At 72.0% G+C, this 21,218-nt stretch carries 19 protein-coding genes; 15 read left to right on the forward strand and 4 right to left on the reverse strand.

Features of this window, described 5'->3' with window-relative positions; all coding sequences use genetic code 11:
• The first annotated feature begins 49 nt into the window (after nt 1-49).
• From LJ657_RS01710 to LJ657_RS01720, 3 genes are all read left to right on the forward strand, one after another.
• Nucleotides 50-2,062, forward strand: a complete 2,013-nt coding sequence (locus LJ657_RS01710) for an ATP-binding SpoIIE family protein phosphatase (protein ID WP_232646282.1) — start codon at nt 50-52, stop codon at nt 2,060-2,062.
• A gap of 31 nt (nt 2,063-2,093) precedes the next feature.
• The gene (gene hemW / locus LJ657_RS01715) at nt 2,094-3,326 is read left to right on the forward strand and encodes a radical SAM family heme chaperone HemW (RefSeq protein WP_232646283.1); all 1,233 of its coding nucleotides are present in this window, start codon (nt 2,094-2,096) and stop codon (nt 3,324-3,326) included.
• A 127-nt stretch (nt 3,327-3,453) separates the two neighbouring features.
• Complete coding sequence (locus tag LJ657_RS01720; RefSeq protein ID WP_232646284.1) at nt 3,454-4,020, forward strand: Uma2 family endonuclease; 567 nt, start codon at nt 3,454-3,456, stop codon at nt 4,018-4,020.
• On the opposite strand, the gene LJ657_RS01725 is transcribed toward LJ657_RS01720, so the two are convergent.
• Nucleotides 3,998-4,813, reverse strand: coding sequence for a DUF3097 domain-containing protein (locus LJ657_RS01725; protein WP_232646285.1), 816 nt, complete (start codon nt 4,811-4,813; stop codon nt 3,998-4,000). The genes LJ657_RS01720 and LJ657_RS01725 overlap by 23 nt on opposite strands.
• 34 nt (nt 4,814-4,847) lie before the next feature.
• Complete coding sequence (locus tag LJ657_RS01730; RefSeq protein WP_232646286.1) at nt 4,848-5,576, reverse strand: MBL fold metallo-hydrolase; 729 nt, start codon at nt 5,574-5,576, stop codon at nt 4,848-4,850.
• A 150-nt stretch (nt 5,577-5,726) separates the two neighbouring features.
• On the opposite strand from LJ657_RS01730, the gene hrcA reads away from it, so the two are divergent.
• The 10 genes from hrcA to LJ657_RS01780 all read left to right on the forward strand — a co-directional run bounded on the left by hrcA (nt 5,727) and on the right by LJ657_RS01780 (nt 16,545).
• Nucleotides 5,727-6,743 carry a heat-inducible transcriptional repressor HrcA gene (gene hrcA / locus LJ657_RS01735; RefSeq protein WP_232646287.1) on the forward strand — a complete coding sequence of 339 codons (1,017 nt, stop codon included), beginning with the start codon at nt 5,727-5,729 and terminating at the stop codon, nt 6,741-6,743.
• The gene (gene dnaJ / locus LJ657_RS01740; RefSeq protein ID WP_232646288.1) at nt 6,744-7,880 is read left to right on the forward strand and encodes a molecular chaperone DnaJ; all 1,137 of its coding nucleotides are present in this window, start codon (nt 6,744-6,746) and stop codon (nt 7,878-7,880) included.
• Nucleotides 7,881-8,036: 156 nt separating this feature from the next.
• On the forward strand, nt 8,037-9,113 hold the full coding sequence (locus LJ657_RS01745) for a nitronate monooxygenase (protein WP_232646290.1): 1,077 nt from the start codon (nt 8,037-8,039) through the stop codon (nt 9,111-9,113).
• Nucleotides 9,110-9,862: a 16S rRNA (uracil(1498)-N(3))-methyltransferase gene (locus LJ657_RS01750; RefSeq protein ID WP_232646292.1), complete on the forward strand. Its 753-nt coding sequence runs from the start codon at nt 9,110-9,112 to the stop codon at nt 9,860-9,862. Before LJ657_RS01745 ends, LJ657_RS01750 begins: the two co-directional genes overlap by 4 nt.
• An 18-nt stretch (nt 9,863-9,880) precedes the next feature.
• Complete coding sequence (locus LJ657_RS01755; protein ID WP_232646293.1) at nt 9,881-10,273, forward strand: VOC family protein; 393 nt, start codon at nt 9,881-9,883, stop codon at nt 10,271-10,273.
• 77 nt (nt 10,274-10,350) lie between these two features.
• The gene (locus LJ657_RS01760; RefSeq protein WP_372487791.1) at nt 10,351-10,917 is read left to right on the forward strand and encodes a hypothetical protein; all 567 of its coding nucleotides are present in this window, start codon (nt 10,351-10,353) and stop codon (nt 10,915-10,917) included.
• Nucleotides 10,918-10,962: 45 nt separating this feature from the next.
• The gene (locus LJ657_RS01765; protein WP_232646297.1) at nt 10,963-14,178 is read left to right on the forward strand and encodes a S41 family peptidase; all 3,216 of its coding nucleotides are present in this window, start codon (nt 10,963-10,965) and stop codon (nt 14,176-14,178) included.
• A gap of 64 nt (nt 14,179-14,242) precedes the next feature.
• Nucleotides 14,243-14,596, forward strand: coding sequence for a histidine triad nucleotide-binding protein (locus tag LJ657_RS01770; protein WP_232646298.1), 354 nt, complete (start codon nt 14,243-14,245; stop codon nt 14,594-14,596).
• Between the two features lie 6 nt (nt 14,597-14,602).
• Nucleotides 14,603-15,535 carry a ribonuclease Z gene (locus LJ657_RS01775; RefSeq protein ID WP_232646303.1) on the forward strand — a complete coding sequence of 311 codons (933 nt, stop codon included), beginning with the start codon at nt 14,603-14,605 and terminating at the stop codon, nt 15,533-15,535.
• A 20-nt stretch (nt 15,536-15,555) separates the two neighbouring features.
• A complete protein-coding gene (locus LJ657_RS01780) occupies nt 15,556-16,545 on the forward strand; it encodes an adenosine deaminase (protein ID WP_232646304.1) in 990 nt (329 codons plus the stop codon).
• Here LJ657_RS01780 and LJ657_RS01785 read toward each other — a convergent pair.
• Nucleotides 16,542-17,765 carry an MFS transporter gene (locus tag LJ657_RS01785; protein WP_232646305.1) on the reverse strand — a complete coding sequence of 408 codons (1,224 nt, stop codon included), beginning with the start codon at nt 17,763-17,765 and terminating at the stop codon, nt 16,542-16,544. The genes LJ657_RS01780 and LJ657_RS01785 overlap by 4 nt on opposite strands.
• A gap of 196 nt (nt 17,766-17,961) precedes the next feature.
• Nucleotides 17,962-18,747, reverse strand: a complete 786-nt coding sequence (locus tag LJ657_RS01790) for an IclR family transcriptional regulator (RefSeq protein WP_232646308.1) — start codon at nt 18,745-18,747, stop codon at nt 17,962-17,964.
• A gap of 144 nt (nt 18,748-18,891) precedes the next feature.
• On the opposite strand from LJ657_RS01790, the gene LJ657_RS01795 reads away from it, so the two are divergent.
• Both LJ657_RS01795 and LJ657_RS01800 read left to right on the forward strand, forming a co-directional pair.
• Complete coding sequence (locus tag LJ657_RS01795) at nt 18,892-19,788, forward strand: 5-dehydro-4-deoxyglucarate dehydratase (protein WP_372487798.1); 897 nt, start codon at nt 18,892-18,894, stop codon at nt 19,786-19,788.
• Nucleotides 19,785-21,074 carry a glucarate dehydratase family protein gene (locus LJ657_RS01800; RefSeq protein ID WP_232646311.1) on the forward strand — a complete coding sequence of 430 codons (1,290 nt, stop codon included), beginning with the start codon at nt 19,785-19,787 and terminating at the stop codon, nt 21,072-21,074. The genes LJ657_RS01795 and LJ657_RS01800 overlap by 4 nt, the downstream gene beginning before the upstream one ends.
• Nucleotides 21,075-21,218 lie beyond the last annotated feature (144 nt).

Raw genomic sequence — 21,218 nt, forward strand, 5'->3', positions numbered from 1 at the left:
GTCGGCATCGACTGAGGCGAATTCGTCCGAACCGTTCGGGGAGCTGTCCATGCGGGCCATTCCGACGCAACGGGAGACCGCTTCCTGCGCTTGCGATGCGCCTGCTCACCGGCACGCGACCGAGCACGGGAGGGCGGACCCGTGTGCGCAGACGTACACGACGCTGCCGGGCAGCCCCCTCGCGCCGGGTTCCGCCCGCGCCCTCGTACGCACCGCGCTCACCGACTGGGCCGAGGCCCGGGTCCCCGGCGCCGAACACCTCACCGACCGGCTGGCCGACGACGCCGTGCTCGTCGTCAGCGAACTCGTCACCAACGCCGTCGTGCACGCGGGCACCGAGGTCGAGGTGGAGTGCCGCCTGGAGCAGGCGGCCGGTGCGCTCGTCGTGGAGGTCTCCGACCACCATCCCTCCCGGCCGCCCCGCGACTCGGACGCCGAAGCACCGTACGAGACGGCCGAAGTGCCGTACGGGACACCGGAGTACGGCCGCGGGCTGCGTCTGGTCGCCACGCTCGCCGAGTCCTGGGGCGTCACCTTCCGCAGGGGCGCCAAGACGGTGTGGGCGCGGCTGCCCGCCGAGCGGAGCCCGGCCGTGGGCGAGCCGGAGGCGCACGCAGGCCGGCAGGCGCTGGAGCGCGGGCTGCGCGCCGCCGAGATACTCGCGCCCGACCCCCAGCGCGCCGAGCGCGACCGGGACTGGCTGCACCGCGGTGCCCTGTCCTTCCTCGCCGAGGCCTCCGATCTGCTGGCCGGGCAACTCGACGAGAACCTGGTCGCCGCGCTCGCCGGGCAACTGATCGTGCCGCGGCTCGCCGACTGGTGCGCGGTGTGGCTGGAGGACGAGGCCACGGGCCGCGGGGGCTGGGCCGACGGCACCGGGGGCGCCGGGCCCCGGCTGGCCCGCGTCTGGCACTGCAGCGAGAACCGCATCGAGGAACTGCGCCGCGCCCTGGAGAAGGACCCGCCGCACCTGCCCGAGACGACGGGCGCCGCTCCGGCCATGGGGGTCCCGCCCGAGGGAGGCCGGGAGTGGGGGAGGAACCGGGAGTGGGGCAGGTCCGGGCCGGTCTCCTACCCCTGGCCCGGCGAGGCGCTCGACGTGCGCGAGGAGCACGGCGCGGCGCTCGCCTACCGCCTGATCGCGGGCGGCCGGCCGCTCGGCACGCTCGTCATCGGCCGCGCCGGGCTGCTGCGCTTCCCCGACGAGGTCACCGGGCTCGTCGAGGACCTCAGCCGCCGGGTGGCGCTCGCCATCGGCGCGGCCCGCCAGTACGCCCGCCAGGCCACCATCAGCCAGGTCCTGCAGCGCGGCCTGCTGCCCGCCGGCGTCGCCGAGATCCCGGGCGTACGCAGCGCCCTCGTCTACGAGCCGTGCGACAAGGGCGGCCCCAGCGGCGACTTCTACGACCTCTTCCCGGCCGGCGACGGCCGCTGGTGCTTCGCCGTCGGCGACGTCCAGGGCAAGGGCCCCGAGGCCGCCGTGGTCATCGGCCTGGCCCGCCCGTGGCTGCGCCTGCTCGCACGTGAGGGCTACCGCGTCGCCGACGTCCTCGACCGGCTCAACCGCCTCCTCCTGGACGACGCGACGGAGGCCGCGGACGCCGCCGCCCGGGCCCTGGTACGCCCGGCCGCCCCCGGCGACGGCCCGCAGACCCGCTTCCTCTCCCTCCTCTACGGTGAGCTGACCCCCTTCGACGGCGGCGTCCGCTGCACCCTCGCCTCCGCCGGCCACCCGCTCCCGCTGGTCCTCGGCCCCGACGGAACCGTCCGCACGGCCGCCCGCCCGCAGACCCTCCTCGGCGTCATAGAGGACGAGACGTACACCAGTGAGACCTTCGAACTGCGCCCAGGCGACAGCCTTCTGTGCGTCACGGACGGCGTCACGGAGCGCCGCTCCGGCTCCGACATGTTCGACGACGCCGACGGCCTCTCGACGGCCCTCGCCGGCTGCGCCGGGCTGAGCGCCGAGCTGATCGCGGAACGCATCCGCAGGCTGGTGCACGAGTTCGGCGGGCGCCCGCCGGAGGACGACCTGGCGCTGCTGGTGCTCCAGGCGGAGTGAGCAGTCGCGGCGGTGCTGGACAATGGAGGGCATGCCTTCCGCACTCCCCGACGGCGAGCCGGTCCCCGCCGACGGCGCACTCCCCGCATCCGCACTCGCCGGGTCGGCCACCCGCCCCCTCGGCTTCTATCTCCACGTCCCGTACTGCGCGACCCGCTGCGGCTACTGCGATTTCAACACCTACACCGCCACCGAGCTCCGCGGCACGGGCGGTGTCCTCGCCTCCCGCGACAACTACGCGGACACCCTGATCGACGAGATCCGCCTGGCGAGGAAGGTGCTGGGCGACGACCCGCGCCCGGTCCGCACGGTCTTCGTGGGCGGCGGTACGCCGACCCTGCTGGCCGCCGGTGATCTCGTACGGATGCTGGGCGCGATCCGCGACGAGTTCGGTCTGGCGGCGGACGCGGAGGTCACGACGGAGGCGAACCCGGAGTCGGTGGACCCGGCGTACCTGGCCACGCTCCGGGAGGGCGGCTTCAACCGCGTCTCCTTCGGCATGCAGAGCGCGAAACAGCACGTGCTGCGCGTGCTGGACCGGACCCACACGCCGGGCCGCCCGGAAGCGTGCGTCGCGGAGGCCCGAGCGGCCGGCTTCGAGCACGTGAACCTGGACCTGATCTACGGCACCCCGGGGGAGTCGGACGACGACTGGCGGGCCTCGCTGGAGGCGGCGCTGGGGGCCGGGCCCGACCACGTGTCGGCGTACGCGCTCATCGTCGAGGAGGGCACGCAGCTGGCGCGTCGGATCCGTCGGGGCGAGGTCCCGATGACGGACGACGACGTCCACGCGGACCGCTATCTGATCGCGGACGAGGTGATGTCAGGGGCGGGCTTCGACTGGTACGAGGTCTCCAACTGGGCCACCTCGGAGGCGGCCCGCTGTCTGCACAACGAGCTGTACTGGCGGGGCGCCGACTGGTGGGGTGCGGGGCCGGGCGCGCACTCGCACGTGGGCGGGGTGCGGTGGTGGAACGTGAAGCACCCGGGGGCGTACGCGGCGGCGCTGGCGGAGGGGCGGGCGCCGGGGGCCGGACGTGAGCTGCTGTCGGAGGAGGACCGGCGGGTGGAGCGGATCCTGCTGGAGCTGCGGCTGCGGGAGGGGGTGCCGCTTTCGCTCCTGCGGGAGGAGGGGCTGGCGGCTTCTCGGCGGGCGCTGGGGGAGGGGCTGCTGGAGGGCGGGCCGTATGAGGAGGGGCGGGCGGTGCTGACGTTGCGGGGGCGGTTGCTGGCGGACGCGGTGGTCAGGGACTTGGTCGACTGATCACCCTGGCGGGTGAATCGGTGCGGAACGTCGGTTCGGTCCCTAACCTGGTTCGTACGCTGTCGCCGTAGTTGCACGGTGGCAGAAACCGGAGGGCTGCGGAGTGACCGCTGTGGACGACCGACCAATGACCACCGATGTCGTGGAGTTCTTCGAGAACCTTGAGGTTCCCGAGGGATACAAGGCCGAGCTCCTCCGGGGGGAAATCGTGATGATGGCGGCGCCAGACCTGGTGCATGTCGACATCGTCGAAGCGGTTCTCGATCAGTTCCCGCGCCGGGACTGGCGGAGGCTCCAGACGGTGGCCGTCGCCATTCTGCAAGAGACCAGCGAGCCGCTGCCGGACCTCGTACTGGTGGAGCGAGGCGTTGGACCGCGTGAGGGGCAGCTGATGCCGTCCAAGGTCATCAGCATGGTCGTCGAGGTCGTGTCCAAGACGAGCATCGAGCGTGATTACGTCGTCAAGCGTTCGATCTATGCAGCGGGCGGCGTCCCCGTCTGTCTGCTCGTCGATCCGATCATGGGGCACTGTGTACTGCTCACCGAGCCGACTGGCACGGGTGAGGAAGCCGACTACCAGGTGCAGCGGGTGACCAAGTTCGGCGATCCGGTGCCGCTGAGGATGCTGGACATCCAACTGGATACCACCGAGTTCGGCACCTACAAGGGCGTCAAGCCCCACCACCGACCGTGACGAAGTCGATCAGCTCCTCCACCCGCCCCAGCAGCTCCGGCTCCAGGTCCTTGTAGGACCCCACCCGCTTCAGGATCGCCTGCCAGACCGCCCCGGTGTTCTCCGACGGCCACCCCAGCGCCCGGCACACCCCCGTCTTCCAGTCCTGCCCGCGCGGCACCCGCGGCCACCCCGCGATCCCCAGCGACGACGGCTTCACGGCCTCCCAGATGTCGATGTACGGGTGCCCCACCACCAGCGCGTGCTCACTCGTCACCGCCTCCGCGATCCGCCACTCCTTCGACCCCGGCACCAGGTGGTCCACCAGCACCCCCAGCCGCGCATCCGGCCCCGGCGCGAACTCGGCCACGATCGCCGGCAGGTCGTCCACACCCTCCAGGTACTCCACGACCACGCCCTCGATGCGCAGGTCGTCGCCCCAGACCTTCTCGACCAGCTCGGCGTCGTGCCGCCCCTCCACATAGATCCGCCCGGCGCGAGCCACACGCGCGCGTGCGCCAGGGACGGCCACCGAGCCGGAAGCGGTACGAGTGGGCCGTACAGGAGCCGCACCGGACGGTCGTACGAGCGTCACCACCCGCCCCTCCAGCAGAAACCCCCGCGGCTCCAGCGGGAACACCCGGTGCTTGCCGAAGCGGTCCTCCAGGGTCACCGTGCCCGCCTCGCAGCGGATCACCGCGCCGCAGAAACCGGTGCCGGGTTCCTCGACCACCAGACCGGGCTCGGCCGCGACCTCCGGAACGGGCTTGGGCTTCTTCCACGGCGGGGTCAGATCGGCAGAGTACTGGCGCATTCGAGTGACGATAGGAGAAGCCGTCGGGCGGCGGCTACGACACGCCGAAACGTGCCGTCAGCTCGTCCCGCTGTCTCCGCACGAAGTCCGCGTCCACCACCGCTCCGTGACCGGGCACGTACAGCGCGTCCTCCCCGCCCAGGTCGAGGAGCCGGTCGAGGGCGGCCGGCCAGTGCGACGGTACGGCGTCCGGGCCGGACTGCGGTTCGCCGGACTCCTCCACCAGGTCGCCGCAGAAGACGACCTCGGGGGAGCCCGGTACCAGCACCGCGAGATCGTGGGCCGAGTGGCCCGGACCGACGTTCGCCAGCAGCACCTGCCGGCCGCCGCCCAGGTCGAGGGTCCACTCGCCGGAGACGTGGTGCCGGGGCCCGACCAGGGCGTCCACCGCCTCCTCGGCCAGGCACGCGTCCAGCCCGTTGCCCACCGCGTCCGCCCGCAGTTCCTCGCGCGCGTGCCGGCCGTCCAGCACCGTGTCGATGCCCACCGCGCCGTAGACCTCCGTGCCCGCGAACGCCGCCACCCCGAGGACATGGTCGAAATGGGGATGCGTGAGCGCGAGATGAGTCACACGATGACCGGCGAGCTGCTGCGCCTCGGTACGCAACCGTGCGCCCTCCGCGAGGCTCGACCCCGCGTCGATCAAGAGCGCCGTGCCCTCCCCGACGACCAGCCCCGTCGTGCAGTCCCAGCCCGGAAGACGGCACCGCCCGACCCCGGCCGCCAGCCGCTCCCACCCCAGCTCTTCCCAAGTCATCGTCATACGGCGACGCTAGCGGTACGCCCCGTTCAACAGGGGCCGACCTTGCCCCGGGTGTACCCCACCGCCGTACACTGGCCGGTAACGGCTGGCACTCGGGCGGACAGAGTGCCAGGCGAAGCGCCTAGGGGACGAATTCTGGAGGTGTGCGCGATGCTGAGCGAACGACGGCTCCAGGTGCTGCGCGCCATCGTCCAGGACTACGTCGGCACCGAGGAGCCGGTCGGGTCGAAGGCCCTGACCGAGCGGCACAACCTCGGTGTGTCCCCGGCGACGGTCCGCAACGACATGGCGGCCCTGGAGGACGAGGGGTTCATCGCCCAGCCGCACACCAGCGCCGGGCGGATCCCCACGGACAAGGGCTACCGGTTGTTCGTCGACAAGCTCGCGGGCGTCAAACCGATGTCAGCGCCCGAGCGGCGCGCGATCCAGAACTTCCTGGACGGCGCCGTGGATCTCGACGACGTGGTGGCGCGGACGGTTCGGCTGCTCGCCCAGCTCACCCGGCAGGTCGCCGTCGTGCAGTACCCGTCCCTGACCCGCTCGACCGTGCGGCACGTGGAACTGCTCTCGCTCGCCCCCGCGCGCGTGATGCTCGTGCTGATCACCGACACCGGCCGGGTCGAGCAGCGCATGGTCGACTGCCCGGCGCCGTTCGGGGAGGCCTCGCTCGCGGATCTGCGGGCGCGGCTCAACAGCCGGGTCGCGGGGCGCCGGTTCTCCGACGTCCCCCGGCTCGTGGAAGACCTGCCCGAAGGCTTCGACGCCGAGGACCGGGGTACGGTTTCGACAGTGCTCTCCACACTTCTGGAGACACTGGTCGAGGAGAACGAGGAACGGTTGATGATCGGCGGCACCGCCAATCTGACCCGCTTCGGACATGACTTCCCCCTCACCATCCGCCCCGTCCTGGAGGCGCTGGAGGAGCAGGTCGTGCTCCTCAAACTGCTTGGCGAGGCGGGGGATTCGGGCATGACGGTGCGCATCGGGCACGAGAACGCCTATGAGGGACTCAACTCCACTTCCGTGGTGTCGGTCGGCTACGGTTCGGGCGGCGAGGCAGTCGCCAAGCTCGGCGTGGTCGGACCGACCCGCATGGATTACCCGGGAACGATGGGAGCGGTACGCGCAGTGGCACGGTACGTCGGACAGATCCTGGCGGAGTCGTAAGTGGCCACGGACTACTACGCCGTTCTCGGCGTGCGCCGCGACGCGTCGCAGGAAGAGATCAAGAAGGCCTTCCGGCGGCTCGCGCGCGAGCTGCACCCGGACGTCAACCCGGATCCGAAGACCCAGGAGCGGTTCAAGGAGATCAACGCCGCTTACGAGGTGCTGTCGGACCCGCAGAAGAAGCAGGTCTACGACCTCGGCGGCGATCCGCTCTCGCAGGCCGGCGGCGGTGGCGCGGGCGGCTTCGGCGCGGGAGGTTTCGGGAACTTCTCGGACATCATGGACGCGTTCTTCGGTACGGCGTCGCAGCGCGGACCGCGGTCGCGCACCCGGCGCGGCCAGGACGCGATGATCCGGCTGGAGATCGAGCTCGACGAGGCGGCCTTCGGCACGACGAAGGACATCCAGGTCGACACGGCGATCGTCTGCTCGACCTGCAACGGGGAAGGCGCGGCGCCCGGTACCTCCGCCCAGACGTGTGACATGTGCCGTGGGCGCGGTGAGGTGTCGCAGGTGACGCGGTCCTTCCTGGGCCAGGTCATGACCTCGCGTCCCTGCCCGCAGTGCCAGGGCTTCGGCACGGTCGTCCCGACGCCGTGCCCGGAGTGCGCGGGCGACGGCCGCGTGCGGTCCCGCCGTACGCTCACGGTCAAGATCCCGGCCGGTGTCGACAACGGCACGCGTATCCAGCTCGCGGGCGAGGGCGAGGTCGGCCCCGGCGGCGGTCCCGCCGGTGACCTGTACGTCGAGATCCACGAGCTGCCGCACTCCACGTTCCAGCGGCGCGGCGACGACCTGCACTGCACGGTCACCATCCCGATGACGGCCGCCTCCCTCGGCACCAAGGTGCCGCTGGAGACGCTGGACGGCATGGAGGAGGTCGACATCCGGCCCGGCACGCAGTCCGGCCAGTCGATCCCGCTGCACGGCCGGGGTGTCACGCACCTGCGCGGTGGCGGTCGCGGCGACCTCATCGTCCATGTCGAGGTCCAGACCCCGACGAAGCTGGATCCCGAGCAGGAGCGGCTCCTGCGGGAGCTGGCCAAGCTGCGGGGTGAGGAGCGGCCGACAGGGCAGTTCCAGCCCGGGCAGCAAGGGCTGTTCTCGCGGTTGAAGGATGCGTTCAACGGGCGCTGACCGTGGTGCTGGGGGCTGCGCCCCCAGACCCCCGCTTTCGGCCTGAACGGCCTCGTCCTCCAACGCCGGACGGGCTGAAAAGCGCTGAAAGCGCAGGCATGTGCCAAGGGAAAGGCCCGATTCGGACTTGTTCGGAGGACGTGACAACATGCCGTCATGTCCTCCGCACTGACCGATCTCTTCCCTCATCCGATCGTGCAGGCCCCCATGGCGGGCGGTGTCTCCGTGCCGCATCTGGCGGCCGCCGTGTGCGAGGCCGGCGGGCTCGGCTTCCTCGCCGCCGGGTACAAGACGGCCGAGGGCATGTACCAGGAGATCAAGCAGCTGCGGAGCCTCACGGGCCGCCCCTTCGGCGTGAACCTCTTCATGCCGCAGCCCGAGCACGCCGACCCCGGTGCGGTGGAGATCTACGCCCACCAGCTGGCCGGGGAGGCCGGCTGGTACGAGACCGAGCTCGGAGATCCGGACAGCGGACGCGACGACGCCTACGACTCCAAGCTCGCCGTCCTGCTCGACAACCCGGTGCCGGTGGTCTCCTTCCACTTCGGTGTCCCGAGCCGCGAGATCCTCGACTCCCTGCGCCGGGCCGGCACCTTCACTCTGGTCACCGCCACCACCCCCGAGGAGGCCCTCGCCGTGCAGTTGGCCGGCGCCGACGCGGTGATCGCGCAGGGTGTGGAGGCCGGCGGCCACCAGGGCACGCACCGGGACAACCCGGAGGCGGACGGCACCGGCATCGGGCTGCTCTCGCTGATCGCCCAGGTCCGCGAGACAGTGGGCCTCCCGATCATCGCCGCCGGCGGCATCATGCGCGGCGGCCAGATCGCTGCGGCGCTCGCGGCCGGCGCGAGCGCGGCCCAGCTCGGGACGGCCTTCCTCGCCACACCGGAGTCCGGCGCGAACGCCGTCCACAAGCAGGCGCTCACCAACCCACTGTTCGTGCGGACGGAGCTGACCCGCGCGTTCTCCGGCCGCCCGGCCCGCGGGCTGGTCAACCGCTTCCTGCGCGAGCACGGCCCGTACGCCCCCGCCGCCTACCCGGAGGTCCACCACCTCACCTCGCCGCTGCGCAAGAAGGCCGCCGCGTCCGGCGACGCTCAGGGCATGGCGCTGTGGGCGGGGCAGGGGCACCGCTTGGCGCGCGAACTCCCGGCCGGGCAGCTGGTGGAGGTCCTCGCCGCCGAGATCGACATGGCCAGGACAGCGTTGTCGGGCAAGGGGGATCTGCGATGACCGCGCCTGTGTTCGTCGTCGAGTCGCTGGCGGCCGTGGGGCCCGGCTCGATCGTCGAACTGGACGGCCCCGAGGGACGCCACGCGGTGTCCGTACGGCGGCTGCAGCCCGGCGAGGACGTGGTGCTGACGGACGGGCTGGGCCGCGGTGCCGCCGGTGTGGTCGTGCGGACGGAGGGCAAGGACCGCCTGTTCGTCGAGCCCGTCGAGTTCCCGGTCGAGCCCGAGCCCAGCCCCCGTATCACCGTCGTCCAGGCCCTGCCCAAGGGCGACCGCGGTGAGCTGGCCGTCGAGACGATGACCGAGACCGGCGTCGACGCGATCGTGCCGTGGTCGGCGGCCCGCTGCATCACCCAGTGGAAGGGGGACAGGGGCCTGAAGGCCCTGGCGAAATGGCGGGCCACCGCCCGCGAGGCCGGCAAGCAGTCCCGCCGGCTGCGCTTCCCCGAGGTCGCGGACGCGGCGACGAGCAAGCAGGTTGCCGCACTTCTCGCCAAAGCGGACTTCGCCGCCGTACTGCACGAGGACCGCGACTACGGCAGCGAGCCGCTGGCGACTGCCGAACTTCCCACCGAGGGTGAGATCGTGCTGGTCGTGGGCCCGGAAGGGGGCGTATCCGAACAGGAGTTGGCGCTCTTCGAGGAGGCGGGCGCGAAGGCGTACCGGCTCGGGCGTAGCGTGCTGCGTACATCGACCGCGGGCACCGCGGCGGCCGCCCTGCTGCTGGGCCGCACCGGCCGCTGGTCCTGAACCGATCACGGGGAACACATGGAACTCGCCCAAGTACGGCTCCTCGTCAGCGACTTCGCGGCCTGTTACCGCTTCTACGCCGAGGTCCTCGGCCTCAAGCCGCAGTCGGGCGCGACCGCCGGGCCGTACGAGAAGTTCAGCCCGGCCACCGGTTCGGCGGGCATCGCGCTCCAGGACCGGTCGATGATGGCCGAGGTCCTGAACGAACTGGGCGGCACGGCAACGGGGCACCGCTCCCTGGTGGTCCTGCGCGTCGACGACCTCGACACCTACTGCGAGGAGATCGCCGCCCGGGGCGCGGTCCTGCTGCGCGGCCCGTCCCCCATGACGGACCGTATGCGTGCGGCCCATCTCAAGGACCCCGAGGGGAACCTGGTGGAGTTGCAGGAGTGGCTGCTGCTGCGCGGCTGACACCGCAGGGCGCACGGGCGCTTTCGTGACTGTATGCGCTCTACCGCCGGACGGCACTCGGTGGCAGGCTGCCGTCCATGGGGGCATTGAGGCGGATTTGGCGGCGGCCGCGGGGACGGCGGGTGGCGGCCGCGATGGGACTTGCCGTCATGGGCGTCGGCGGCGCCGTGGCCTGTGACCCGGGCGGGCTGAACTCGGCGTCCGTGGCGTACACGACCGACCAGACCGCGACCAGGGAACTGAAGCGGCAGCACGTCGACGTGCAGTGGCTCAGCTGCACCGCCAACTACGGGAACAACAAGGTCTCCACGGCCGGCCGGACGGCGCCTTCGGCAAGTGAGACCACCGTCGCCGACGTCGACTGCCAGGGGCAGACCAAGGACGGCCGGGAGATCACCGTCACCGGCAAGGTCACGCGTGCCGTGGACGGCGCCTGCGTGCGCGGCGACCTCACCGCCAAGGTGGGCGGCAAGCAGTGGTTCCATGTGACGGGACTGGGCAACTGCAACGCGAAGCCGTCGCCCATCCTCAACAACCCCTCGGGCGGCAACGGACAGCGGCCCGGCGCCACCGTCACCGTGACGGTCACCAGGACCATCTGGTGCAAGGGCGATCCGAAGTGCTGGCCCGTCGAGGGCAAGTGATCGAAAGCTCTGGCTGCCGGTACCGCCCATGCCTAAGGTGATCGGGTGACTCAGTCCACATCGAAGGCATCCCCCGCATCCTCCGCGTATCTCCGATTCCCGCATGTGCACGGTGAGTTGGTGGCCTTCACCGCCGAGGACGACGTGTGGCTCGCCCCCGTCGACGGCGGACGCGCCTGGCGGGTCAGCGCGGACAACACACCGGTCACCCTGCCCCGCATCTCGCCCGACGGAACGACCGTCGCCTGGACCTCCACCCGCGACGGCGCCCCCGAGGTGCACATCGCCCCGGTCGCCGGCGGGCCCTCCAAGCGGCTGACCCACTGGGGCAGTTGGCGCACCCAGGTGCGCGGCTGGACCCCGGACGGACAGGTCCTCGCGATCACCACGCAGGGCCAGGCCAACCTGCGCCGCAGCTGGGCGCACGCCGTCCCGCTCGACGGCGGACCGTCCACCGTCCTGCCGTACGGCCTCGTCGGGCATGTCGCCCACGGGCCGGGCACCGTCCTGCTGTCCGCACCCATGGGGCGCGAGGCCGCCTGGTGGAAGCGGTACCGCGGGGGTACGGCGGGCAAGCTCTGGATCGACCGGGACGGGCACGGCGAATTCGTACGGCTGCATGAAGAGCTCCACGGGAACCTGGAGTTCCCGGTGTGGGCGGGGGAGCGCATCGCCTTCCTGTCCGACCACGAGGGTGTCGGGGCGCTGTACTCGTCCCTGGCCGACGGCTCCGACCTGCGCCGGCACACCCCTCTGGACGGCTTCTACGCCCGGCACGCCGCCGGCGACGGCACCCGTGTCGTCCACTCCTCGGCCGGTGAACTGTGGATCCTCGACGACCTCGACGGCGCCGGGCCCCGCCGCCTCGACATCCGGCTCGGCGGACAGCGCGCCGACCGGCAGCCGTTCGCCGTGAACGCCTCCCGCTGGTTCGGCTCGGCCGCCCCCGACCACACCGCGCGGGGCAGCGCGGTCGCCGTGCGCGGAGCCGTCCACTGGGTCACCCACCGCTCCGGCCCCACCCGCGCGCTCGCCGCCGAACCCGGCGTTCGGGCCCGGCTGCCGCGCACGTTCCGCGCCGCGGGCGAGGAATGGGTGGTGTGGGTGACGGACGCGGAGGGCGAGGACGCCCTGGAGTTCGCGCCCGCCACCGGTCTGGCGCCCGGCGCCACCCCGCGCCGCCTCGCCGCCGGACAGCTCGGCCGCGTCCTCGGGCTCGCCATGGCACCCGACGGCAGCCGGGCCGCGGTCGCCGCGCACGACGGACGCGTGCTGCTCGTCGAGCGGGAGACCGGCGAGGTCCGCGAACTCGACCGCGGCGAGGACGGCGACGCCACCGGCCTGGTCTTCTCGCCCGACTCGTCCTGGCTCGCCTGGTCCCACCCCGGCCCGCGCCCGCTGCGCCAGCTCCGCATCGCCAACACCACGGACCTGACGGTCACCGAGGCGACTCCGCTGCGCTTCCGGGACTACGCGCCCGCCTTCACCCTCGACGGCAAGCACCTGGCCTTCCTGTCCAACCGCTCCTTCGACCCGGTCTACGACGAGCACGTCTTCGACCTCGCCTTCGTGGTCGGCGACCGCCCGCACCTGATCACCCTCGCGGCGACCACGCCATCCCCGTTCGGCCCGCAGCGCCACGGCCGCCCCTTCGACGCCCCCGACAAGGACGAGACCCCCGACAGCGAGGGCACCCCGGCCACCCGTGTCGACCTCGAAGGCCTCGCCGAGCGCATCGTGCCGTTCCCGGTGGAGGCCGCCCGCTACTCCCACCTGCGGGCCGCGAAGGACGGCGTGCTGTGGCTGCGCCACCCGGTGCAGGGCGTCCTCGGGGTGTCCCGGGCCACGCCCGACGATCCCGACCCCAAGACCGAGCTGGAGCGCTACGACCTCGCCCAGCAGCGCCTGGAGCACCTCGCCGCCGACGCGGACCACTTCCGGGTCAGCGGCGACGGCAAGCGCGTCCTGTTGTGGACCGACGGACGGCTGAAGGTCGTACCAAGCGACCGGCGCGCGGCCGGCGACGACGACAGCGACACCAACATCACCGTCGATCTGACCCGGATCCGGCAGACCGTCGATCCCTCGGCCGAGTGGCGGCAGATGTACGAGGAGACCGGCCGCATCATGCGGGACCACTTCTGGCGGCCGGACATGAGCGGGGTCGACTGGACCGGCGTGCTCGACCGCTACCGGCCGGTCCTGGACCGCGTCGCCACCCATGACGACCTCGTCGACCTGCTGTGGGAGGTGCACGGCGAGCTCGGCACCTCGCACGCCTACGTGACGCCGCGCGGCGGATACGGCAACGGGCCCCGGCAAGGGCTCCTCGGGGCCGACATCTCCCGCCACGAGGACGGCAGTTGGCGCATCGACCGCATCCTGCCGACCGAGACCTCCGACCCCGACGCCCGCTCCCCGCTGGCCGCGCCCGGCGTCGCGGTGCGGGCCGGGGACGCGATCGTCGCGGTGGGCGGGCAGCCGGTGGACCCGGTGACCGGGCCCGGCCCGCTGCTCGTCGGTACGGCGGGCAAGCCGGTCGAGCTGACGATCTCGCCGTCCGGCGGGGGCGAGGTACGGCATGCGGTGGTCGTGCCGGTCGCGGACGAGGAGCCGCTGCGGTACCACGCGTGGGTCGCGGACCGGCGGGCCTACGTCCACGAGAGGTCCGGCGGGCGGATCGGCTATCTGCACGTTCCCGACATGCAGGCGCCGGGCTGGGCCCAGATCCACCGCGACCTGCGCGTCGAGGTCGCCCGCGAGGGACTCGTCGTCGACGTCCGGTACAACCGCGGCGGCCACACCTCGCAGCTGGTCATCGAGAAGCTGGCCCGGCGGATCGTCGGCTGGGCCGTGCCGCGCGGAATGCGGCCGTACAGCTATCCGCAGGACGCGCCGCGCGGTCCCGTCGTCGCCGTCGCCAACGAGTTCTCCGGCTCCGACGGCGACATCGTCAACGCGGCCATCAAGGCACTCGGCATCGGACCGGTCGTCGGCACCCGGACCTGGGGCGGCGTCATAGGCATCGACAGCCGCTACCGCCTGGTCGACGGCACGCTCGTCACCCAGCCCAAGTACGCCTTCTGGCTGGAGGGTTACGGCTGGGACGTGGAGAACCGCGGTGTGGACCCGGACGTGGAGGTGGTCCAGCGGCCGCAGGACTACGCGGCGGGACGGGACGTCCAACTGGACGAGGCGGTGCGCATCGCGCTGGCCGCGCTGGCTCAGACCCCCGCCAAGACACCGCCGAGCCTGGACTGACTCCCTCGATACGATGCCTTCGTACTCGATCAGAGTGATCGATCAACCGGCTGGAGGAGACCACATGGCTGGGGAGCCGCAGGACGACTGCCTGTTCTGCAAGATCGTCGCGGGGCATGTCCCGGCGACGATCGTCCGTGAAACGGAGACCACCGTCGCCTTCCGGGACATCAACCCCCAGGCGCCCACTCATGTCCTGGTGATCCCCAAGGCGCACTACAAGAACGCGGCCGAGCTCGCCGCCGCCGAACCGGTGCTCGCCGCGGACGTCCTGCGCGAGGCCCAGTCGGTCGCCGACGAGGAGAAACTGGAGAGCTACCGCGTCGTCTTCAACACGGGCGCCGGCGCCGGCCAGACCGTCTGGCACGCCCATGCGCACGTCCTCGGCGGGCGCGGCCTGCAGTGGCCCCCCGGATAACGGGCCGTGTCCGTACGTGAACTGGTGGTTCTCGGCACCGCCAGCCAGGTCCCGACCCGGCACCGCAACCACAACGGCTACCTGCTGCGCTGGGACGGCGAGGGCATCCTCTTCGACCCCGGCGAGGGCACGCAGCGGCAGATGCTGCGTGCCGGGGCCGCCGCGCACGACCTGAACCGGATCTGCGTCACGCACTTCCACGGCGACCACTCGCTGGGCCTCGCGGGCGTCATCCAGCGCATCAACCTCGACAGGGTCCCGCACGAGATCACCGCGCACTACCCGCGCTCCGGACAGCGCTTCTTCGACCGGCTGCGCTACGCCACCGCCTACCGCGAGACGGTCGGCCTCACCGAGGCCCCGGTCGACACGGACGGCCCCCTGGCCGTCACCGCCTCGTACACCCTGGAAGCCCGCAGGCTCTCGCACCCCGTGGAGTCCTACGGCTACCGGCTGACCGAACCCGACGGCCGCCGTATGCTCCCCGACCACCTCGCCGCGCACGGCATCAAGGGCCCGGACGTCGGCCGTATCCAGCGGGAGGGCGCCCTCGACGGGGTGTCCCTGGCGGAGGTCAGCGAGGTGCGCCGGGGCCAGCGGTTCGCGTTCGTCATGGACACCCGGCTGTGCGACGGGGTGCACGCACTCGCCGAGGGCTGCGACATGCTCGTCATCGAGTCGACGTTCCTCGACGAGGACACCGACCTCGCGGTCGAGCACGGCCATCTGACCGCGGGCCAGGCGGCGACGGTCGCGCGCGAGGCGGGCGTACGGCACCTCGTGCTCACGCACTTCAGCCAGCGCTACACCGAGCCTGGGGGCACCTCCCGGACGGAGTCTGGGGGAGAGTTCGAGCGGCAGGCACGGGCGGCGGGCTTCGAGGGCGAGCTGACGGTCGCACACGATCTTCTACGGGTGCCGGTTCCGAAACGCCGGTAAGGCGCCCGTACGATGCTTCGATGCCCCTCCCCAAAGCTGAACTGCACCTGCACATCGAAGGCACCCTGGAGCCCGAGCTGGCCTTCGAGCTGGCCGCTCGCAACGGCGTCGAGCTGCCGTACGCCGACACGGACGAGCTCCGCAAGGCGTACGAGTTCGAGGATCTGCAGTCCTTCCTGAACCTGTACTACGAGCTCATGGCCGTCCTGCGCACCGAGCGGGACTTCGAGGACCTCGCCAACGCCTACCTGGCCCGCGCCGCCGCGCAGGGCGTACGGCACGCGGAGATCTTCTTCGACCCGCAGGCGCACCTCGCGCGGGGCGTGGACATGGGCACGGTCGTGGAAGGGCTGTGGCGGGCGCTGGGGAGCAGCGAGTCCGCCCACGGTGTCTCCACCCGGCTCATCCTCTGCTTCCTGCGCGACGAGTCCGCCGAGTCGGCGATGCGGACACTGGAGGCCGCGAAGCCGTACCTGGACCGGATCACCGGTGTCGGCCTCGACTCCGCCGAGGTCGGACACCCGCCGGTGAAGTTCCGCGAGGTGTACGAGGCCGCCGCCGCGCTCGGTCTGCGCCGGGTGGCGCACGCGGGCGAGGAGGGCCCGCCGGAGTACATCACCGAGGCCCTGGACGTCCTCGGCGTCGAGCGCGTCGACCACGGCCTGCGCTGCATGGAGGACGAGCAACTGGTCGCCCGCCTGGTCCGCGACCGCGTCCCGCTCACCCTCTGCCCCCTCTCCAACGTCCGCCTGCGCACGGTCGACACCCTCGCCGACCACCCGCTGCCCGCCATGCTCGACGCCGGCCTGCTCTGCACGGTCAACTCCGACGACCCCGCCTACTTCGGCGGCTACGCCGGCGACAACTTCGGTGCCGTGCACAGGACTCTGGGGTTGTCGCAGGACCGCCTGCGCGAACTGGCCCGCAACTCCTTCCTCGCGTCCTTCCTGGAGGACGACGAGGAGCGGCGGGCCAGGTACCTCTCCGAGGTGGAGGCGTACGAGTTCTAGGCGGCCGTGGTGAAGTCCGGTGCGGGTGTTGCGGGCGTCGCTGGGGGCTGCCGCCCCCAGACCCCCGCTTCGGCCTGAACGGCCTCGTCCTCGAACGCCGGACGGGCTGAAATACCCGCGACCGCGGTCATCGGTACGGCGATCACCAGCAGCCCCACGGCCAGGACCGCACCCATGACCGGGAACCCCGCCTGCGCCGCCAGCAGGCTCCCGGTCAGCGGTCCCGCCGCCGTTCCCAGCGACGAGGCCGACCCGACGAGTACCGCCCAACGCCCGCGCGGATCCAGGGAAGCCGCCAGCCCGATCACGTACGACAGGACGATCGGGTAGAGCACGTTCCAGGCGATCTCCCCGCTCGCGAAGGTCGTCAGGTCGGCCGCGGACGCGCTGAGCACGATGCAGCCGGAGATCAGCACCGTTCCCGCCCCGATGGGCAGTGCGCGGCCGAACCGGGGGCCGACCGCTCCCGCACCGACGACCCCCAGCAGTCCCGCGCCGAGCGCCACCGCGAAGACGGCGCCGACGGTGGCCTCCGCGAGGTGCGCCTGGGCCAGACCGATACGGCCGCTGACACCCCACAGCGCGTTCTGCGCGAGCGACCAGCAGAACATGACGAGGGCGAGGACCAGCCCGGAACGCGGACGGGGCAGCCGGGTGCCGTCGAGCGGGCTGTGCGCGACCGCCGTACGAACCGGGAGCCGGCCGGTGAGCGGCCACACGGCGAGCGAGGTGAGCGCGATCGCGGCGAGGGGCTGTCCGTGGCCCGCGCCCAGGTGGGGGATCGCCAGATACAGGGCGCCCGCGAGAGCGGAGACACCGAGCAGGCCCAGTGTGGTCGTCCGGTGGGGGTCCGGCTGCGCGGCGATTCCGGTGGCCGCGACCGTCGTCGCCGTACCGGATCCGAAACCGCCTACGAGGGCGCCCAGGACGACCGCGGGGACCGCGCTGGTGAGGGCGGCTCCGCCGTAGCCGAGGACCGCGAGCACGAGACCGATGCGGGCCAGGGTGCGGGGGCCGACCCGGTCGACGCGGGAGGCGAGCAGGAAGCCGGCCGCGGCCGAACTCAGCAGCAGCGCACTGCCGATGGCGCCCGCCGCGGTGGCGGAGAGAGGAAGCCCCGAGTCGAGCCGTCCGACGGTCGTCGGCAGCAGATACGGAGCGAGGTACCCGGCCGTGAAAAGGGCGACGAGGGGCCAGGGGGTGGTGCGAGGGGCGAACACGGGCGTTCCCAGGGCATGCGAAAGAAGCGGCTCAAGAAGGGGTGGGCGACGACCGTCGACGGACAGGAACGCGCGAAGAATTTGTATCAAGCACGCGGTTCGGGAAAGAAGCTCGGGGGGTGTGATGTGGCACACGTTGCGTTTGGGGTGGGAGAGGCCGGGTAGACGAGGACCCCAACCGGCGTGGGCGGGCGCGCTAGCGCCAGTGTGCCGAGCTGCCCGCACCCGGTGCCGTGGCCTCGATCTTCACGCGGATCTCCCGCATCACCGCCACGATCCGCTCCTCGTGCTCCGGCGTCAGCCGGGCCACCGGGACCGAGCAGCTGATCGCGTCCTGCGCGGGGACGTCGTAGCGCAGCGCGAAGCCGAAACCGACGATTCCGGCCACGCCCTCCTCGCGGTCGACGGAGTGGCCGCGGGTGCGGACTCGCGCGAGATCCGCCGACAGCGACTCCCGGCTGGTGTGCGTGTTCGGGGTGAGCGCCTCATACGGCCCCTCGGGCAGCTCCTCGGCACCCCGCTCGGCCAGCAGCGCCTTGCCCAGCGCGCCCGCGTGGGCGGGCAGTCGGCGGCCGACGCGGCTGATGGTCCGCAGGTATTCGTGCGACTCCCGCGTCGCCAGATACGCCACGTCCCGCCCGTCGAGCCGCCCCATGTGGATCGTCTCGCCGAGCGCCTCGGACGCCTCGTCGAGATACGGCCGCACGGCGCGCACGCGCGGGTCGGAGTCGAGGTAGCCGGTGCCGGTGAGCAGGGCGTGGATGCCGATGCCGTACAGCGAACCGGTGATGTCCGTACGCACCCAGCCCCGGCCGATCAGGGTCTGCAGCAGCGCGTACATCGAACTGCGCGGCACGCCCAGCTCGTCCGCCAGCTCCTGCAGTCGTGCCGGGCGGTCACCGCGCGCGGCGAGCAGTTCCAGCAGTTCCACCGTCCGCGCGGCGGACTTCACCTCGCGTACGCCACCACCTGTCTCCGACATGGGGCGATGTTAGTCGGCCCCTGCGGGCCGTTGACTGCTGCTGTTCGCGTATCTAGGCTCTGTCTTCATACATGGATGACATCTATATGGGGAGACATCGTGACGGGTGAGGCGGAGGCGGCTGCGCGGAGACTGCGCGACGGGATGGAAAGAGGAGTGCTCTCCTTCCCGCTGACGTCCTTCCACGAGGACGGCTCGCTCGACCCGGAGGGCTGCCGCGCCCATGTCGCGGCACAGATCGCCACCGCCCCCGGCGCCGTCTTCCCCGCCTGCGGCACCGGCGAGTTCTTCTCGCTGGACGAGGACGAGTACCGCCAGGTCGTCACCATCGCCGTCGAGGAGGCGGGCGGGCGCCTGCCCGTCGTCGCCGGGATCGGGTACGGCTGGGCGCAGGCCGCCCGGTTCGCCCGCATCGCCGAGGAGGCCGGCGCCGACGCGCTCCTCGTCCTGCCGCACTACCTGGTCGCCGCCCCGCAGGACGGGCTCGTCGCACAACTGGAGCAGATCGCCGCCCGCACCCGGCTGCCGCTCATCGCCTATCAGCGCGGCCAGGTCGCCTATACGGCAGCCTCCTTGAGGCGCATCGCGGCCATCCCGAACGTCATCGGCCTCAAGGACGGCCACAGCGACCTCGACCGCCTCCAGCGACTGACCCTCGCCGCACCCGAGGGCTTCCTCTTCTTCAACGGCGCGTCCACCGCCGAGATCCAGGCCCGCGCCTACGCCACCGTCGGCATCCCCGCCTACTCCTCCGCCGTGCACGCCTTCGCCCCCGAGATCGCCAACACCTTCTTCGCGGCCCTCCGCGACGGCGACGGCAAGACCGTGGAGCGGCTGCTGCGCGACTTCTACGTCCCGCTCGTCGAGCTCCGCGACCGTGTACCGGGATACGCCGTGTCGCTGGTCAAGGCGGCGGCCCGGCTGCGCGGCCGCCCCGTCGGCCCCGTGCGCGCCCCGCTCACCGACCCCTCGACCACCGACCTGGCCGACCTCGAAGCCCTGCTCACCACCGGACTCGACCTCGTAGGAGCCGCGCTGTGAACCTCACCATCACCGACGTACGGCTGACGCCGATCCTGGTCGCCGACCCGCCCCTGCTGAACACGCAGGGCGTGCACCAGCCGTACACCCCGCGACTGATCGTGGAGGTGGTGACGGCCGACGGGATCACGGGTGTCGGCGAGACCTACGGCGACACCAAGTACCTGGAACTCGCCCGCCCATTCGCCGAAAAGCTGAAGGGCCGTCAGGTCAGCGATCTGAACGGCCTCTTCGCGATCGCCGACGAGGTCTCCGTGGACTCCTCGCGGGTCGAGAACCAGGTCGACGTCGGCGGGCTGCGCGGCGTCCAGACCGCCGACAAACTGCGGCTGTCCGTCGTCTCCGGCTTCGAGGTCGCCTGCCTCGACGCCCTCGGCAAGGCGCTCGGCCTGCCCGTGCACGCCCTGCTCGGCGGCAAGGTGCGCGACGCGGTCGAGTACAGCGCCTACCTGTTCTACCGGTGGGCCGACCACCCCGACGGCGTGGCCTGCGAGAAGGACGACTGGGGTGCCGCCCTCGACCCGCCAGGGGTCGTGGAGCAGGCCCGGCTGTTCAAGGAGCGGTACGGGTTCACCTCGTTCAAGCTCAAGGGCGGTGTCTTCCCGCCGGACGAGGAGATCGCCGCCGTACGGGCCCTCGCTCAGGCGTTTCCCGGCCATCCGCTCCGGCTGGACCCCAACGGCGCCTGGTCCGTGGAGACCTCGCTGAAGGTGGCCCAGGAGGTCGGGGACGTCCTCGAATACCTGGAGGACCCGGCGCTCGGCACCCCCGCCATGGCCGAGGTCTCCGCCGCCACCGGAGTGCCGCTCGCCACCAACATGTGCGTGACGACCTTCGCCGAGATCAAGGAGGCGTTCACGCGGGACGCCGTCCAGGTGGTGCTGTCGGACCACCACTACTGGGGCGGGCTGCGCAACACGCAGCAACTGGCCGCGATCTGCCGCACATTCGGTGTCGGGGTGTCCATGCACTCCAACACCCACCTCGGGATCAGCCTGGCGGCGATGACGCATGTCGCGGCCACCGTGCCGAACCTGCACCACGCCTGCGACTCGCACTACCCCTGGCAGTCGGAGGACGTGCTCAGCGCACGGCTGACGTTCGACGGCGGGAAGGTCGCCGTCTCCGACGCGCCGGGGCTCGGTGTCGAGCTCGACCGGGCCAAGCTGGGCTTTCTGCATCAGCGGTGGCTGGACGACGACGGGTCGCTGCGCGAGCGCGACGACGCGGCGGCCATGCGGGTCGCCGAGCCGGGGTGGGTGACGCCCGCGGTGCCCCGCTGGTAGCGCCCCCGCCGCCCTCACCCTTCCCGTCCCTGAGGGCTGCGCCCCCGGACCCACGCTTTCGGCCTGGACGGCCTCGTCCTCAAACGCCGGACGGGCTCCAAGCGCCTGACCGGCGTGTCGGCGGTGGGGTGGTGCACACTGGCC

It is taken from the genome of Streptomyces guryensis (assembly GCF_021261325.1).
Lineage (GTDB): Bacteria > Actinomycetota > Actinomycetes > Streptomycetales > Streptomycetaceae > Streptomyces > Streptomyces guryensis.